Annotated in this window: 21 protein-coding genes; 20 read left to right on the top strand and 1 reads right to left on the bottom strand. The window is 72.8% G+C overall.

The features are described from left to right. From ACFYZF_RS16540 to ACFYZF_RS16480, 13 genes are all read left to right on the top strand, one after another. Positions 1 to 651 (top strand): hypothetical protein, encoded by a 651-nt coding sequence (locus ACFYZF_RS16540; protein WP_387021018.1) that lies wholly within the window; start codon positions 1 to 3, stop codon positions 649 to 651. 107 nt (positions 652 to 758) lie between these two features. Further along, positions 759 to 1,256: a hypothetical protein gene (locus ACFYZF_RS16535; RefSeq protein ID WP_387021015.1), complete on the top strand. Its 498-nt coding sequence runs from the start codon at positions 759 to 761 to the stop codon at positions 1,254 to 1,256. Next, a complete protein-coding gene (locus ACFYZF_RS16530; RefSeq protein ID WP_387021013.1) occupies positions 1,253 to 2,842 on the top strand; it encodes a hypothetical protein in 1,590 nt (529 codons plus the stop codon). Before ACFYZF_RS16535 ends, ACFYZF_RS16530 begins: the two co-directional genes overlap by 4 nt. A gap of 112 nt (positions 2,843 to 2,954) precedes the next feature. Next, positions 2,955 to 3,149, top strand: coding sequence for a hypothetical protein (locus ACFYZF_RS16525; protein WP_387021010.1), 195 nt, complete (start codon positions 2,955 to 2,957; stop codon positions 3,147 to 3,149). Then, positions 3,146 to 3,667 carry a hypothetical protein gene (locus ACFYZF_RS16520; protein ID WP_387021007.1) on the top strand — a complete coding sequence of 174 codons (522 nt, stop codon included), beginning with the start codon at positions 3,146 to 3,148 and terminating at the stop codon, positions 3,665 to 3,667. Before ACFYZF_RS16525 ends, ACFYZF_RS16520 begins: the two co-directional genes overlap by 4 nt. Before the next feature lie 10 nt (positions 3,668 to 3,677). Further along, positions 3,678 to 4,190, top strand: a complete 513-nt coding sequence (locus ACFYZF_RS16515; RefSeq protein WP_387021005.1) for a hypothetical protein — start codon at positions 3,678 to 3,680, stop codon at positions 4,188 to 4,190. A 14-nt stretch (positions 4,191 to 4,204) separates the two neighbouring features. After that, entirely contained in the window at positions 4,205 to 5,686 is a 1,482-nt protein-coding gene (locus tag ACFYZF_RS16510) for a hypothetical protein (RefSeq protein ID WP_387021002.1), read from the top strand. A 3-nt stretch (positions 5,687 to 5,689) separates the two neighbouring features. Continuing rightward, the gene (locus ACFYZF_RS16505; RefSeq protein ID WP_387021000.1) at positions 5,690 to 5,914 is read left to right on the top strand and encodes a hypothetical protein; all 225 of its coding nucleotides are present in this window, start codon (positions 5,690 to 5,692) and stop codon (positions 5,912 to 5,914) included. 82 nt (positions 5,915 to 5,996) lie between these two features. Then, a complete protein-coding gene (locus ACFYZF_RS16500) occupies positions 5,997 to 6,692 on the top strand; it encodes a hypothetical protein (RefSeq protein WP_387020997.1) in 696 nt (231 codons plus the stop codon). Continuing rightward, positions 6,689 to 6,934: a hypothetical protein gene (locus ACFYZF_RS16495; RefSeq protein ID WP_387020995.1), complete on the top strand. Its 246-nt coding sequence runs from the start codon at positions 6,689 to 6,691 to the stop codon at positions 6,932 to 6,934. Before ACFYZF_RS16500 ends, ACFYZF_RS16495 begins: the two co-directional genes overlap by 4 nt. 64 nt (positions 6,935 to 6,998) lie before the next feature. Further along, the gene (locus ACFYZF_RS16490; protein WP_387020992.1) at positions 6,999 to 7,184 is read left to right on the top strand and encodes a hypothetical protein; all 186 of its coding nucleotides are present in this window, start codon (positions 6,999 to 7,001) and stop codon (positions 7,182 to 7,184) included. A 60-nt stretch (positions 7,185 to 7,244) separates the two neighbouring features. Continuing rightward, a complete protein-coding gene (locus ACFYZF_RS16485) occupies positions 7,245 to 7,433 on the top strand; it encodes a hypothetical protein (RefSeq protein ID WP_387020991.1) in 189 nt (62 codons plus the stop codon). 59 nt (positions 7,434 to 7,492) lie between these two features. Next, positions 7,493 to 7,822, top strand: a complete 330-nt coding sequence (locus ACFYZF_RS16480) for a hypothetical protein (RefSeq protein ID WP_387020989.1) — start codon at positions 7,493 to 7,495, stop codon at positions 7,820 to 7,822. A 147-nt stretch (positions 7,823 to 7,969) separates the two neighbouring features. Here the strand turns inward: ACFYZF_RS16480 and ACFYZF_RS16475 are convergent, their stop codons facing one another. Continuing rightward, positions 7,970 to 8,434 carry a hypothetical protein gene (locus ACFYZF_RS16475; protein ID WP_387020987.1) on the bottom strand — a complete coding sequence of 155 codons (465 nt, stop codon included), beginning with the start codon at positions 8,432 to 8,434 and terminating at the stop codon, positions 7,970 to 7,972. 216 nt (positions 8,435 to 8,650) lie between these two features. Between ACFYZF_RS16475 and ACFYZF_RS16470 the strand changes: the two genes are divergently transcribed. The 7 genes from ACFYZF_RS16470 (at position 8,651) to ACFYZF_RS16440 (ending at position 14,168) form a co-directional block, all read left to right on the top strand. Next, positions 8,651 to 8,926 carry a hypothetical protein gene (locus ACFYZF_RS16470; RefSeq protein WP_387020984.1) on the top strand — a complete coding sequence of 92 codons (276 nt, stop codon included), beginning with the start codon at positions 8,651 to 8,653 and terminating at the stop codon, positions 8,924 to 8,926. A gap of 260 nt (positions 8,927 to 9,186) precedes the next feature. Beyond that, entirely contained in the window at positions 9,187 to 9,498 is a 312-nt protein-coding gene (locus ACFYZF_RS16465; protein WP_387020982.1) for a hypothetical protein, read from the top strand. After that, positions 9,476 to 10,990: a hypothetical protein gene (locus ACFYZF_RS16460; protein WP_387020979.1), complete on the top strand. Its 1,515-nt coding sequence runs from the start codon at positions 9,476 to 9,478 to the stop codon at positions 10,988 to 10,990. The genes ACFYZF_RS16465 and ACFYZF_RS16460 overlap by 23 nt, the downstream gene beginning before the upstream one ends. Before the next feature lie 14 nt (positions 10,991 to 11,004). Continuing rightward, entirely contained in the window at positions 11,005 to 11,226 is a 222-nt protein-coding gene (locus ACFYZF_RS16455) for a hypothetical protein (RefSeq protein WP_387020977.1), read from the top strand. After that, a complete protein-coding gene (locus tag ACFYZF_RS16450) occupies positions 11,226 to 12,476 on the top strand; it encodes a DUF935 family protein (protein WP_387020974.1) in 1,251 nt (416 codons plus the stop codon). Before ACFYZF_RS16455 ends, ACFYZF_RS16450 begins: the two co-directional genes overlap by 1 nt. Beyond that, positions 12,476 to 13,789, top strand: a complete 1,314-nt coding sequence (locus ACFYZF_RS16445; RefSeq protein ID WP_387020971.1) for a head maturation protease, ClpP-related — start codon at positions 12,476 to 12,478, stop codon at positions 13,787 to 13,789. Before ACFYZF_RS16450 ends, ACFYZF_RS16445 begins: the two co-directional genes overlap by 1 nt. 1 nt (position 13,790) lies before the next feature. Next, on the top strand, positions 13,791 to 14,168 hold the full coding sequence (locus ACFYZF_RS16440; protein WP_387020968.1) for a capsid cement protein: 378 nt from the start codon (positions 13,791 to 13,793) through the stop codon (positions 14,166 to 14,168). Positions 14,169 to 14,175: the final 7 nt, after the last annotated feature.

Here is a 14,175-nt window from a genome sequence, read left to right as displayed (position 1 = left end):
ATGACCACCACCACCCGCGCCTGCCCGCCGGGCTGCCCGGCCCCCCGCCACGACACCTACAGCGGCTACCGGTACGGCTGCCGCAGCGCCGCCGCCCGGGAAGAGTTCCGGCTCTACCAGAAGCGGCGCCGCGAGGGACGCCACATCCCCCGCCGGCTCGACGCCACCGGCACCATCCGCCGCATCCAGGCGCTGTGGGCCATCGGCCACTCCTCCGACACCATCGGCAAGCACGCCGGCCTCAGCGAGTACCACGTGCAACGGATCGTCCACCAGGCGCACGTCAACCGGCCCCTGCGCGACACCATCGTCCGCGCCTACCGCGACCTCGCCCAAATGCCCGGCACCAGCGACATCACCCGCAAGCGGGCCCAGCGCGCCGGCTACCCGTCCCCGCTCGCCTGGGACGAGCACACCATCGACGACGCCAACGCCCGCCCCGACTACGGCAGTGACAGCGACGTGGTCGACGAGGTGGCCATCCGGCGGGCGCTCGCCGGTGAGCGGGTGCCGCTCACCCCCGCCGAGCGGGACTGCGCCTTCCGCGTCGGCATGGCCCGCGGCCTGACCGCCCACGCCGTCGGCAACCGCCTGCACCTCAGCGGCGAGACCGCCCGCCGCATCGCCGCCCAGATCACCCAGGCCGCCTGATGACGGCCCGCCCCGCCCGGACGCCACACGGCCGGCCGGCACCGCGCATCGAGCGCGCGACGGGGCGCCACCCACTCGACCAGCACGAGACCAACCAGGGGGACCTGATGCGCCAGACATGCAGCACCACCGAGGTCCACGCCCTGCCCTACACCGACGCCGCCCAGCGTGCCGTTGCCGCACTCACCGGCGGTCAGGAGACCTTCACCCGCGCCCAGGTCGCCTACCTCACCGCCCTGGCGTTCCAGATGGGCGTCGGGACCGGGGAAGCACCCACCGAAGACCCGACCGCCGTCAACCTCGCCTACCAGGCCGGCTACGCCGACGGGATCAGCGATGGCGAGGAAGGTGCCCTCGCCGAGGTCTGGGAAGGGCTGCGGTTCGCCTTCAGCGGCCCCAGACGCAAGCCCGACACCCGCAGTGGGATCAGGGGCAACCTCACGGCCCGCGACGCCCTGTGGTGGCACGAACGGGTTGTCGCGCAGCGCGCCGAGCGGCTGGCCGCCGTCGCCTCCGCCCGAGACCCGAGGCCCGACGACCACCCCGGTGGGGCCGTCGACTGGGAGACCGGCCGGCCGGTCCGGCACCTCGAGGTGGCGGCGTGACCATGACCGCAGAGCCCTTCAACGTTTTTCCACCGGACGACCCGCACTACGCGGCGTTCGCGGCCTCCGAAGAGCAGGGCACGATCGTTGGCGCGGCCTACGACAGTGAGCTTTGGGCTGAGGGGTGGGAGCGGTACGAGCCCGCTGCCGAGGTCGCTCAGCAGGCGCTCAAGTCCGGGGCCGCCACCGTGCCGCTGGTCAACCTGCCCGACGAGTTCTGGGCGTCCCGGCCGCTGTTCAAGTCCATCCGGGAAGCGGCCTGGGCGTCCGTCACCTCAGCCGACGCCGTCCTCGGCTCCCTGCTCGCCAGGGCCGCAGCGATGGTCCACCACGAGGTGAAGTTCGACTCCGGCCGCGGCCCCACCGGGTCACTGAACACGTTCGTCAACCTCATCGGCCCGTCCGGCGCCGGCAAGACCGAGGCGATGCGCACTGCGGGCCGGCTGGTCCTGCCGCCCCGACACCTGGCACGACTCGATGGCACCGCTGACCCGGAGCTATTCCGCGACGGCATCGGCCTGGGCACCGGCGAGGGCATGGCCGAGGCGTACATGGGCTGGGTGCAGCGGGAGACCGGTGAACTCGATCGCAAGGGTGAGCCGAAGACGGAGAAGGTTCGCGCCCAGGTGCGGCACAACGCGTTCTTCTACGCCGACGAGGGCCAGACCCTGACGAAGATGATGAAGGAGCGGCAGGGCACCACCGTCGGCATGGCCATCCGCACCGCCTGGACGGGCGGAGCTCTCGGCCAGGCCAACGCCCGGGAGGAGAACACCCGCTTCCTGCCCGACGGTTCGTACGCCATGGGCCTGCTGATCGGCTACCAGCCGAACGTCGCCCAGGACCTGCTCTCCGACGGCGGGCCGGGCACCCCGCAGCGGTTCCTGTGGCTTTCGGCGATCGACCCGCGGATCCCCGACGAGCCGGTGCCGCTGCCCGACCCGATGCGGCTTCCCCTCGGGCCCACCGACGCGACCATCACCACCGGTGCGGTGGTGACGTTCCCCGCCGACCTGCGCGCCCAGCTCCGCCGGGAGCAGTTGGCCCGACAGCGGGGTGAGGTGGTGGTCAACGAGCTCGACTCCCACGTGCCGCTGATGCGCTGCAAGCTCGCGTCCCTGCTGGCGCTGCTCGACGAGCGGATCGGGGTGACCTGGGAGGACTGGGAGCTCGGCGGGCTGATCTGGGAGACGTCCTGCGCTGTGCGGGATCGACTCATCGAGTTCGGTCGCCAGGAAGCCGAGCGGAATCGGCTGGCGCAGATGGAGCGGCGCCGCGAGGAGGCGGTGGCGGTTCGTCTGGCGCAGCGGGGCGTCGACTCGACGGTGGAGCGGGTTGCGGCGTGGGCGTGCGACAAGGTCCGCGAGAAGGGCCCGATCGCCAAGGGGAAGTTGCGCAAGCTCCTGCCGTCGCGGGACCGCGAGTGGTTCGAGCCGGGCCTGTCTCACGCCGAGGCGCTGCGCTGGATCGTCATCGACGAAGACCGATCGGTTAAGCCGGGTCCGGCCCGGATCGAAAGGGGGGGTGGACAGGGGGACACGTGTCCACCCCCGGGAGCCGAAAACGGGGGTCCGAAAGATGAGTGACGAGACAACTACAGAGCGTCAGGAAGCGTCTGACCATATAAAAGAAAGATCAACTAACAGAAAAACCCCTGACTACGTGACGTGCGCGAGGCGAACCCCCGACGGGTCGGGGGTGGACATGTCCACCTGTCCACCCCCTAACCCGGATGTCCACCCCTCGGACCCCGAGACCGCCGGCCCCATCGCTGAGCAGTTTCTCGACCGGCTCGCCGCGCAACAGGCCGACGACGACCTCGCCGCCCGCCGCCGGGCCACCCTCACCCGCCTCACCCGCCAGACCCCCGCCATCCGAAGGAGCCAGCCGTGACCCACCCCCGCACGCCCCGCGTCGTCGGACTCGACCTGTCCATGACCGCCACCGGCATCGCCTGGTGCGACAACACCACCTACACCGTCACGTCGAAGACCACCGGCGACCACCGGCTCCTCGCGATCGTCAGCGAAGTCGCCCGCGCCGTCGACGGCCGCTCGGTCGACCTCGTCGTCATCGAGGACCTGCCCACCCACGCCAAGTCCGCCGGCATCACCGGCATGGTCCACGGCGCCGTCCGCGCCTACCTGCTGCGCGTCGGCACCCCCTACGCCCTCGCCGCCCCCGCGAGCCTCAAGAAGTACGCCACCGGCAAGGGCAACTGCGGCAAGCCCGAGATGGCCGTCGCCGCGTACAAGCGCCTCGGCCGCGAACTCGCCGACGACAACCAGGTCGACGCCCTCTGGCTACGCGCCGCCGGCCTCGACCACCTCGGCCACCCCCTGGCCGACATGCCGAAAACCCACCGGGCCGCCCTCGACGCCGTCCGCTGGCCCGCCGACATCACCGCCTGAGGAGACGACCGTGACCGCCCGCAGCCCGCTCAACACCGCCCTCGCCATCGCGCCCCAGCCCGAAACCCGGGAGGCCGCCACCCGTGACGCGTGGGTGCGGCACTACGCCGCCCTCGCCCTCGCTGCGTTCGCCGAGCAGCGGGCCGCGTTCCGCACCCTCCCCGCCAACCCGGCCCCCGGCTCCCGACCCGACCTCGGCCACCTCGGGCTGATCGGCGTGTCCGCGATGGCGGCTGCGGCGGCGTTCCTCGGCCCACTCGACGCGCCCGCCCGCGTGTGGGACCTGACCCCCGAGCTGGGCGCCCTGAACGGGGAGTGGGAGGAGTGGCTCGCCGCCGTCCTCGTGCGGCGAGGCATCAACCCCGGCCACATCGACCCCGACCTCGACCCGGCCGACTTCGCCACGGCGGTACGCCTCTTCGGCCCCGACGCGCCGTACGTGTGCCCGACCTGCGGACACACCGCCTACCTGCACTTCCCCGACTGCCCGGCCGCCCGGACCACCGCCGACATCACCGCCTGAGGAGGCCCGCCGCCATGACCTACGCCGACCGCATCCCGCTCACCCGCCCCGCCGCGACCTTCGCCGAGGCCCGGGCCGCCGGCATCTGGGCGCCCGCCGCCGACACCCGGCCCTGCGGCCACACCCCCGCCCAGCACCGCCACGACGACGGCCAGGCCGCCGACACCCGCACCCAGGACCGGGCCGTGCGGGAGCTGACCGCCGAGCGGGACGCCGCCTGGCAGAACCTGGCCGCCGTCGAGCGTGAGCGCGCCGAGCTGCTCGGCACCATCACCGCCGCGTGGGCCGCGCTCAACGCCGCCGGACTCCAATCGCCCACCGCCAGCGTCGCCGACCTCATCGGCAAGCTCGCCGCCCAGCGGGACCTGGCGCGCACCGCCCGCTACGGCATGCAGCAGGCCTGGGAGGGCCTCGCCACCAAGCTGGACGCCGCCCGCGCCGAGCGCGACGAGGCCCGCGCCGACCGCGCGAAGCTCACCCGGGCCACCGCCGCTCTCCTCGTCGACTGCGACGAGCTGCGCCAGCTCGCCGCCATGCGTGCCGGCGTCATCGACCGGCACGCCGCCGAGCTGGCCGCCGCCGGCCGCACCATCGCACGGCTGCGAGCCCTCCAGGAGGACACCGACCGGGTGCTCGCCGCGTACGCCACGGTGACGCCGGAGCCGGACGACGACGACCAGGACGAGTACGACGCCGCCGACGTGGCCGAGGTGCTGGAGCGGGGCGAGACGGTCAGGGTCGACAGCCGCGACGTCGTCTGGCGGCCCACCGAGGGCGGTCAGTGGCAGCATCCGATCTACGGCCTTCGCGCCGATGACGAGCTGGAAGACGAGTTCGGGCCCACCCGGTTGGCGCTGCTGCTCGCCACCGACGACGAGCAGGACCAGGGCGACGACGGCACCCCCGGTTCCGACCAGGCCCGCGCGCAGGACCAGCCGGACCCCGCCGACCTCGCCACCCGCTGGATCGACGCCGCCGGCATCCCCGTCATCGGCCGGGACGTCCGCGCCTGGCTCGACCAGCTCGGCGTACCGGTGCCGGTCGGCATCTGGCCGCTGATGGCCGAGATCCGCCGGGCCGTAATCGCCGCCGGAGACGCCGGGTACGACGCCGGCCGCCGCGCGCAGGGCCTCCGCCTCGCCACCTGGGAGCAGCAGGCCGTCGACGCCGTCCGCGACGCCGTCGCCGACGCCTGGCCCCACCTCGGTGCCAGCGTGGTCGCCGAGGTGGCCGTCCGCGCCATCATCGACGCCAACCTGGCCGGTGCCGGAGGACGCTGCCCGTCCTGCGGCGCCACCTACCTGCGGACCATGCCCGCCGGTGCCGACCAGCGCTGCTGGACGTGCTCCACCGCCGACCAGACCGGCGGCCTCGATGAGCCGGCCGCCACCCTGGCGCAGATCGCCGCCGAGGCCGCCCAGCACCAGGCCGCCGCGCTCGCCGACATGAGCCCCGCCTACCCGGCCAGCAACCCGGCCAACACGCGGGAGGGCTGACCGGTGGCCCGCCAGAACGCCGCCGTCACCGGCTACACCGCCCTCACCGACGCCCGCGACTACCTCAAGGCACTCGGCGACGCCATGACCCTGCACATGCCCCACCTCGACACCGGCCGCTGCCGCGAGGACCGCAAGGTCTGGCCCTGCCCGACCATGCGCGCTATCGCCCCGGTTCTCGGCGTCGACCTGAGCACGCTCGGCAAGCCCGCCGGGACGCCCGCGTGACCCGCCGCATGGTCGCCCCCGCCACCGCACTGGTAGCGGGGATGACCGCCACCCACCACACCCTCGCCGCCTGAGGAGCACCGTGATCAGCCCGCACCACCTCCACGCCCTGGCCGCCGCCTGGTCCCTCCAGGCGGCGCTGGGCGCGCTCGAAGCCGCCGCCAAGGCCGCCATCGCCGGCGCCGTCAACGGCAGCCGCGGCAGCGACGAGATCCCCATCCCCTCGCAGCAGTTCGGCCGCCGCCACTCGCTCGGTGGACACGGCGACCCCACCGCCGACCGCGCCCTCGGCGCATGGGCACCCGGCGGACCCGACCCTCACGCCGCAGCCCTCGGCGGCATCCTGCGCGAGCTGGACCCCAAGGCCGCGCTGTGGCCGGGTGCGCCCGGCATGGACCCGGTCACCCGCATCCGGCAGGCCATCCCGGGCATGAGCCCGCACGCCGCCGAGCGCACCGCCACCGCCCTCGCCGTGCTCGACCGCTCCGCCCGCCGCACCCTCGGCCCGTGGGCCCCGCCCAACCGGCGGCCCCTGCGCGGACCCATCCCGCCCACCTGCCCCGCCTGCCGCTGCCGCGCCACCCTCCACATCCAGACCGCCGGCCACGAGGACGCCTGGACGGTGGTCTGCGACGGCAGCCAGGCGCCCGGCCAGCCCCACCAGCCGTGCCTGTGCACCGGGCCCGGGTGCCCGTGCGGGATGGAGGGCGCGGTGGCCGGCATCGCGCACATCTGGCCGCGCGCCCACGTCCTCGGTGCGGTCGGAGGTGCGCGGTGAAGCCCTTCGTCGGACTGCCCGCAGACGACCTCCCCGGCTGCTCCTACGCCGCCAGCCTCGACCAGGAAGCCTGCACCGCACCCGCCACCGTCCACATCATCGGCCGCGCCGCCGGCTGGGGCTGGGTCGCCCTCAACTCCTGCGACGAACACCGGCCGATCGCCGTGGCCGGGTGCGTCGACCTGGCCGACGTCCACCCGGCGGCCGGCTGCTCCGGCGAGCACTACGCCCCGATGCGGTGACCACGTCCTCGGTGCGGTCGCGGGGGCCGCACCCAACCCGAGCAACTGACCCGAGAGGAAGGCCGTGAGCCACTACGTGATGAAGCTGTACGGGCTCGTCTGCGACCTCTGCGAAATCTCCGAGGAGCACGTCCCGCCTGTCGACGAGCCCAGGAAGCTGGCCGACACACGCGCGGAGTTCGCCAAGCGCGGCTGGACCCGCCGCAACGCGCAGGACTGCTGCCCGAAGTGCTCGCTTCCCGTCGCCTGACCGTCCGGCCCGGGGTGCGACCGTGCGCCCCGGGCCACCCCGACCATCCGAGGAGAGACCGTGGCCGACCTGACCACCCCGACCCCCGCCCCGCAGTGCGGCGCCCGGACCGGACCCGTCTGGAAGCTCGGCGGCGAGGTGTGCGTCTGCATCGAGCCCGCCGGCCACGTCGAGCGACGAGACGGCGAGTTCGGGGCCGACCATCGCTGTTCGTGCGGGGCTTGGTTCGTTCCCGCCGTCGCCCGCTGAGGCACCCGATAACTGTCACTAAGCGGTCAGATCAACTACCCCCGACCGGAAGGACCGCCATGGCCACCCCGCGCTGCACCCTCTGCCGCACCGCCCTCGACGGCGCCGGCCGCTGCCCCGGCGACGCGCCCCTGCTCGACCCGCGCCGCGACGGCCGCGGGTACGGCACCGCAGCGCAGCTCGTGCACCGGCTCGGCAGCGACGTCACCACCGACATGGTCCACAACTGGCGGAAGCGCGACGGATTGGGGCGCTACCGCATCGGCCAGGAGGTCTACTCGCCCATCGACCAGGCGGCCACCATCGAGCGGGACAAGCGGCTCCAGACCGAGGAAACCGGCCGGGGCCGGCCCCGTCGACTTGACGCCACCCTGGTCCACGCCGCATGATCGGTTTGACCATCTGACCAACAGGTGGTCTATGCCCACAGCCCGGCTGGTTGACCTCAGGTCCCGCCGGGCTGCTGCGTACCCGGGACCGGACGCAGGGGCGGGAGAGCGGGCAGGCCTTGGCGGCGGGGCCTGCCCGCACCACCCTCACTTCACCTCGACGAGCACCTTCTCGACGCCGAGGAATGTGTACGAGTCCCGGATGCCCTCCTCGGCTGGCGGTGAGGCCGCCGCGACCAGCGAGCCCAGCTCGGCGATCGGCACGGCGTACGTCTCCACGTACGTCGCCTTGGTCCCCGGCATGATCCGCGTCGGGTCGTTGTCGCCGTTCAGGCCCTTACGCTCGTTCTCCTTCGGGTTGTCGTAGGAGTAGCCGGCCTCGCGCTCACCCTCCGTCCGGTTCACGCCGTAGAACAGGGTGACCCAGCTGCTGTGCGGCTCGATCGGCAGCGGCCCGGCCCCCTCGTTGCCGATCACATAACGGAGGCGCACGAGGGCTCTGCTCTTCGGGATGTCCACGCCCCACGAGTTCGGCACCCGCTCCACCGCCACCAGACGGGCCGTGATGCCGTCCCGCCAGCGGGCCGTCGACGACGCATCACCCTCCAGCACCGGCGCCGGCCCCGTCGGATCGACAGCATCACCCGCCGGGGACGACGGGACAGGCGGGGATGCCTGAGAGGTGGGATCCTCCCCGGCGCTGCACGCCCCGACGGACAGGGCCGCCAGGGCGGCCACCACAGCGATCCATGATCTACGCATCCGGCCAGGATCACGACCTGCCGATGTCCAGTCCAGCCCACGACAGATAGTCGACAGGGGGCGACCGTGGCCAAGGCCAACACCACAGCCCGCGGCTACGGGCACGCCCACCAGAAGCTGCGCGAGCAGTGGCGCCCGAAGGTGGACGCCGGGCTCGTCGACTGCGCCAAGTGCGACCAGCCGATTAACCCCGGCGACCCATGGGACCTGGGGCACACCGACGACCGCACCGCGTACACCGGACCCGAGTGCCAGCACTGCAACCGGTCAGCCGGAGGACGCAACGGCGCGGCTGTGACGAACGGTAAGCGGGTCGAGCTGCGGCACTCCCGCCGCTGGTGACCGGAACCGATAAAAAATTCGCTGACCAGGAACTTTGACCCCCGCGCCAGTCGGGCTTTTCTCTCCCCGGGCTTCCGAGTTCCGGCGGTCGGTGACGCTGCGTGGTGGACGCTGGATGAGGTTGGGTGGAGGTGGCCGTGGACCAGCAGAAATGCTCGAAGTGCGGTGCCGGATTCACCCCGAAACCGGGTCCTGGCCGGCCGAGGAAGCGGTGTGAGCGGTGCAGGCCGCCGGAGCCGCGGCGGGCATCGCAGGCGGCGGTGTCGGAGCCGAGCCGGCTGCGCACGGTGGAGTTGGAGCGGATCGACTCGCCCCCGCCGCCGGTGCGCCTGGGTCTGGTCGCCGCCGTCGAGGAGGCCTTGGCCAAGGCGGGCCGGACGAGTACGCCCGAGGGGGCGATCGCGCTGCGGCTGGCGGAGACCCTCGACGACGCGGGGCACACCGCGTCGGGTATCGCCGCCCTGGCGAAGCAACTGCACGCCTCGCTGGACGCGGCGTTGATGGGCGCGGAGGAGTCCGGCGACGAGGTGGACGAGCTGAAGGAGCGCCGTGAACGCCGTCGCCGCGCTTGACCTTGTCCGGCCCGCGCATCTATGGGTGCCGCCCCGACTGTCGTCGGCCGGTGCCGAGGCGGTGGACCTGGCGCGGATGTGCGGGGTTGGCGTGGACCCGGAGCAGGAACTGGCGATCGACGCGATCCTGTCCGAACAGGCGGGCGGCCGGTGGGCCGCTCTCGAGGCGGCCATCATCTTGAGCCGGCAGAACGGCAAGACGATGAACGTCATCTTGCCGGTGGTGCTGGCGGATCTGCTGCTGTTCGACGCGAAGCTGATCGCGTGGACGGCTCACCGGTTCGTGACGACGCAGGAGGCGTTCCGGGCGCTGCGGCTGATCGTGGAGACCACCCGGGAGTTCTCACGACGTCTGAAGCGGCTCAGCGCCGGCAACGGTGAGGAGGAGATCGAGTTCCACGGCGGGGCGCGGGTGAAGTTCCTCGCCCGGTCCAAGACGGGCGGCCGGGGCCTGACGGGTGACCGGGTGGTGCTCGACGAGGCGTTCGCCCTGGAGCCGGAGCACATGGGGTCGCTGCTGCCGACGTTGTCGGCGCGGCCGAACCCTCAGGTCATCTACGGGTCGTCGGCGGGCCTGCGGAACTCGGACATCCTGAGGGCGATCCGCAACCGCGGTCGGGCGGGCGGCGACCCGTCGCTGGTGTACGTGGAGTGGTGCTCGCCGGATGGTGGCTGCGCCGAGGATGACTGCGACCACCGGCTTGGTGCGGTGGGCTGCGCCCTGGACGACGAGGACAACTGGCGGGCGGCGAACTTCGCCATCGCCAGGGGCCGGATCAAGAGCGAGTTCGTGGCGGCGGAGCGTCGGGCGTTGCCGCCGGAGGAGTTCGCGCGGGAGCGGCTGGGCTGGTGGGACGAGCCGGTGGGCGCGTCGGCGGTGCCGCTGGAGTCGTGGGTCTTGTGCGCTGACGAGGAGTCGGCGCCGAACGGGCGGCCGGTGTTCGCGATCGACGTGGCCCCCGGGTCGCGGTCGGCGGCGATCGTCGCGGCGATGTACCGCCCGGACGGGCTGCCGCACCTCGAGGTGGTGGCGCATGCGCCGACGACGGATTGGGTGGTCGGGCTGGCGCTGGAGCTGATGCGGCACCGGCCGCTGGACTGGGTGCTGGATCCGGCGGGCCCGGCGGGCGCGCTGCTGCCTCAGCTGGCCGAGGTGGGCATCGAGCCGCGGCAGTTGTCGACGCGGGATCTGGGTCAGGCGTGTGAGGCGTTCGGGGCGACGGTGGGCGCGCAGGCGCTGCGGCACCTGGGTGATCCGGTGTTGGCGCGGGCGATCAACGCGGCGGGCCGCCGGGATATCGGCGATGGGTTGTGGGCGTGGTCGCGCAAGCGGTCCACTGCCGACATCTGCCCCCTGGTGGCGGCGACGGTCGCGTACTGGGGGCTGTCGGTGGTGCCGCCGGAGCTGCCGCCGCCAGCGGCACCGGTGAACGCGGCCGCCGAGGGCGGCGAGCAGTGGGAGACGAACGAGCTGGCCACGGCCGGCTTCTGACCGGGAGGTTCATCGTGGCGAGGCGGAGCCAGGTCGACGTGTTCCGGGGTTTGCTACTCGACCTGAACGAGCAGGTGAAGCCGATGCACGAGTGGCTGGACGGCCAGCGGGCGCATTTCCTCGGGCAGGGCTACACCGACGATGAGGCGCGGGCGATGGCTGCTGCCGAGTTCGTGATGCTGTTCGGTGGCTCGATCAGCCGGACGGCCACGCCGCCGCCCGAGGGTGGTGTGTGATGACGTCACCGGCCGCTCCGGTAAACGAGATCGGGTACGCCAGCACCTCCACGTCGGGCAGTTGGTGGTCCGTCGTCGAGGAGGAGCCGACCCCGGAGCTGCGGTGGCCGGCCTCGGTGCCGGTGTACGACGCGATGCGCTCCCAGGACGCGCAGGTCGCGTCGGTGCTGCGGGCGGTGACGCTGCCGGTGCGGCGCACTCCCTGGCGCATCGACCCGGCCGGTGCCCGCGACGAGGTGGTGAAGCTGGTCGCCGACGACCTCGGGCTGCCGATCGTCGGGCAGAACCCGCCGGCGCCGCCACGCACCCGGGATCGGTTCAGCTGGCCGGAGCACCTGCGCCAGGCGTTGGGGATGCTGCCGTTCGGGCACGCCTTTTTCGAGCAGGTCTACCGCATCGATGGCGGGCGGGCGCGGCTGCGGAAGCTGGCGCCGCGGCTGCCGCGCACGATCGAGAAGGTCGAGGTCGCCGACGACGGCGGACTGGTCAGCATCACCCAGTTCAGTTCAAAGGTCGGGCAGCAGCAGCGGCCAATCCCGGTCGACCGGTTGGTCGTGTACGTGCACGAGCGGGAGGGCGGCAACTGGATCGGCCGGTCCCTGCTGCGGCCGGCGTACAAGCATTGGCTGATCAAGGACCGGCTACTGCGCGTCCAGGCGCAGACCATCGAGCGCAACGGCATGGGCATCCCCGTGTATGAGGGGGCCGATGGTGAGGAAGACCTGACCAAGGGCCTGGCCATGGCGAAGGCGTGGCGGTCTGGCAACTCGGCGGGGTCGGCGACGCCGCATGGCGCGAAGTTGCGCCTGGCCGGTGTCGAGGGCGCGCTGCCGAACGCGGACCTGCCGATCCGTTACCACGACGAGCAGATCGCTCGCGCGGTGCTCGCGCACTTCCTGAACCTGGGCACGCAGACGGGCAGTTGGGCGCTCGGCACGACGTTCGCCGACTTTTTCACGCTCAGCCTGCAGACGTTGGCGCAGCAGATCGCCGATGTGGCCACGCAGCACATCGTCGAGGACCTGGTCGACCTGAACTTCGGCGAGACCGAGCCGGCGCCCCGTGTCGTGTTCGACGAGATCGGCTCGCGGCAGGCCGCCACCGCAGCCGCGCTGAAGATGCTGATGGACGCTGGCGCGATCTTCCCCGACCGGGCCACCGAGGAGTTCCTCCGGCAGCAGTACGGCCTGCCCAGCAAGGACCCGACCACCTCGACCGCGTCGGACCCCACGGATCAAGGGAGCACCTAATGAGGCATCTGCGCCGCCCTGGCCCGTCCCAGGCGACGACCCGCCGGGCGATGGCGCTGAGCGCCGGCGATCCGGACCGGTCGTGGTACAGGGTCGGTCCGGTCCTCGCCGCTGCGGTACCGCCGGCGACGGCTGACACCGAGCCGGTGGGAGCGACCAGCGCGGACGTGTACGTGTACGACACGATCGGCGGCTGGCTGGGTGTCACTGCCGACGACTTCGTCCGTGACGTCGCCGGTCTGGACGTCGACGAGATTCGGCTGCACATCAACAGCCCCGGCGGAGACGTGTTCGAGGGCGTGGCGATGGCCAACGTGCTGCGCCAGCACCGGGCCCGGGTCACCGTGATGGTCGATGGCCTGGCGGCCAGCGCCGGCACGGTCGTCGCGATGGCCGGTGACGAGATCGTGATGGGCGTCGGCTCTCAGCTGATGATCCACGACGCGTGGGGCGTCTGCGTCGGGAACTCGGCCGACATGGAGCAAATGGCCCGGATGCTGGCCACCACCTCCGACTCCATCGCATCCACGTACGCCGCCCGCACCGGCGGCGCGACCGCGGACTGGCGGGCGCTCATGCGCGCCGAGACCTGGTACACCGCCGACGAGGCGGTCGCCGCCGGCCTGGCTGACCGCGTCGCCACCGAGGCCGATAACGGTTCGGCCACCGGCGAGCAGGTCACCCCCGGCGGCTCCGGGAGCTTCTGGGACCTGTGGGACACCTACCGGTCGCAGGACCGATTCGACCTGAGCGCGTTCGCGTACGCGGGCCGCTCGCAGGCCCCCGCGCCCGCCATCCCGGCGGCCGGGTCCACCACCATCCAGGAAAGGAGCCGCGCCGTGGCGTTCAGCGACGAGCAGCTCACCGACCTGCGGCAGCGGCTCCACGTCGCCGACGACGCCGACGAGGCCACGATCCTTGCGGCCCTCGACACGGCGCTCGTCGAGCGACCCGCGCCGCCGCAGACCGCACCGGGCACCGTGGTGCTCGACGAGGCCCAGCACGCCCAGCTACTCGCGGACGCCCGCGACGGTCGGGACGCGCGGGCGCAGCAACTGCGCGAGCAGCGCGAGGCCTCCGTGCAGGCGGCCGTGACGGATGGACGGATCCCGCCGGCCCGCGCAGAGCACTGGCGGTCCCAGCTGGAGGCCGACCCGGGCGCGGCGGACGTGCTCGCCGCCCTGAAGCCCGGCCTGGTGCCGGTCAACGAGATCGGTTACGCCGGCGAGGACTCGAAGGCGTCGGCCGACCCGGCCGCGGGAGACGACTACTGGTTCGCGGGCGCTCCGGCCCCGCATCGGATGGGGGACTGACATGGCGAACGAGTGCATCCCGTTCTCCGAGCCCGGGCGCAACATCACCGGGCACGCCACCGCCACTGTGTCCGGCTGCCGGTTCGTGGCCATCTCCGGCAACCGACAGGCCGACGGCAACATCTCCGTCGCCCACGCCGGGGCCGGCACCAAGGCGTTCGGCGTCTCCAAGTACGACGCCGCCAGCGGCGAGAAGGTCGGCATCATCCGGGGTTCCGGCTTCATCGTGCCGATCATGGCCGGCGCGAACCTGACCGCCAACCAGCGGGTCGAGGTCGGCACCAACGGGCAGGCCATCGTCCTCGCCTCCGGCGTCGCCGTGGGCACGGTCGTCACCGCTGCCACGTCCGGCAACCTCGCGCAGATCGCGCTCGACTGAGAGAGGG

It is taken from the genome of Micromonospora sp. NPDC001898, from assembly GCF_042891255.1.
Lineage (GTDB): Bacteria > Actinomycetota > Actinomycetes > Mycobacteriales > Micromonosporaceae > Micromonospora.
Note: the sequence above shows the minus strand (reverse complement) of the source record. Positions and strands in the feature narration are given on the sequence as shown.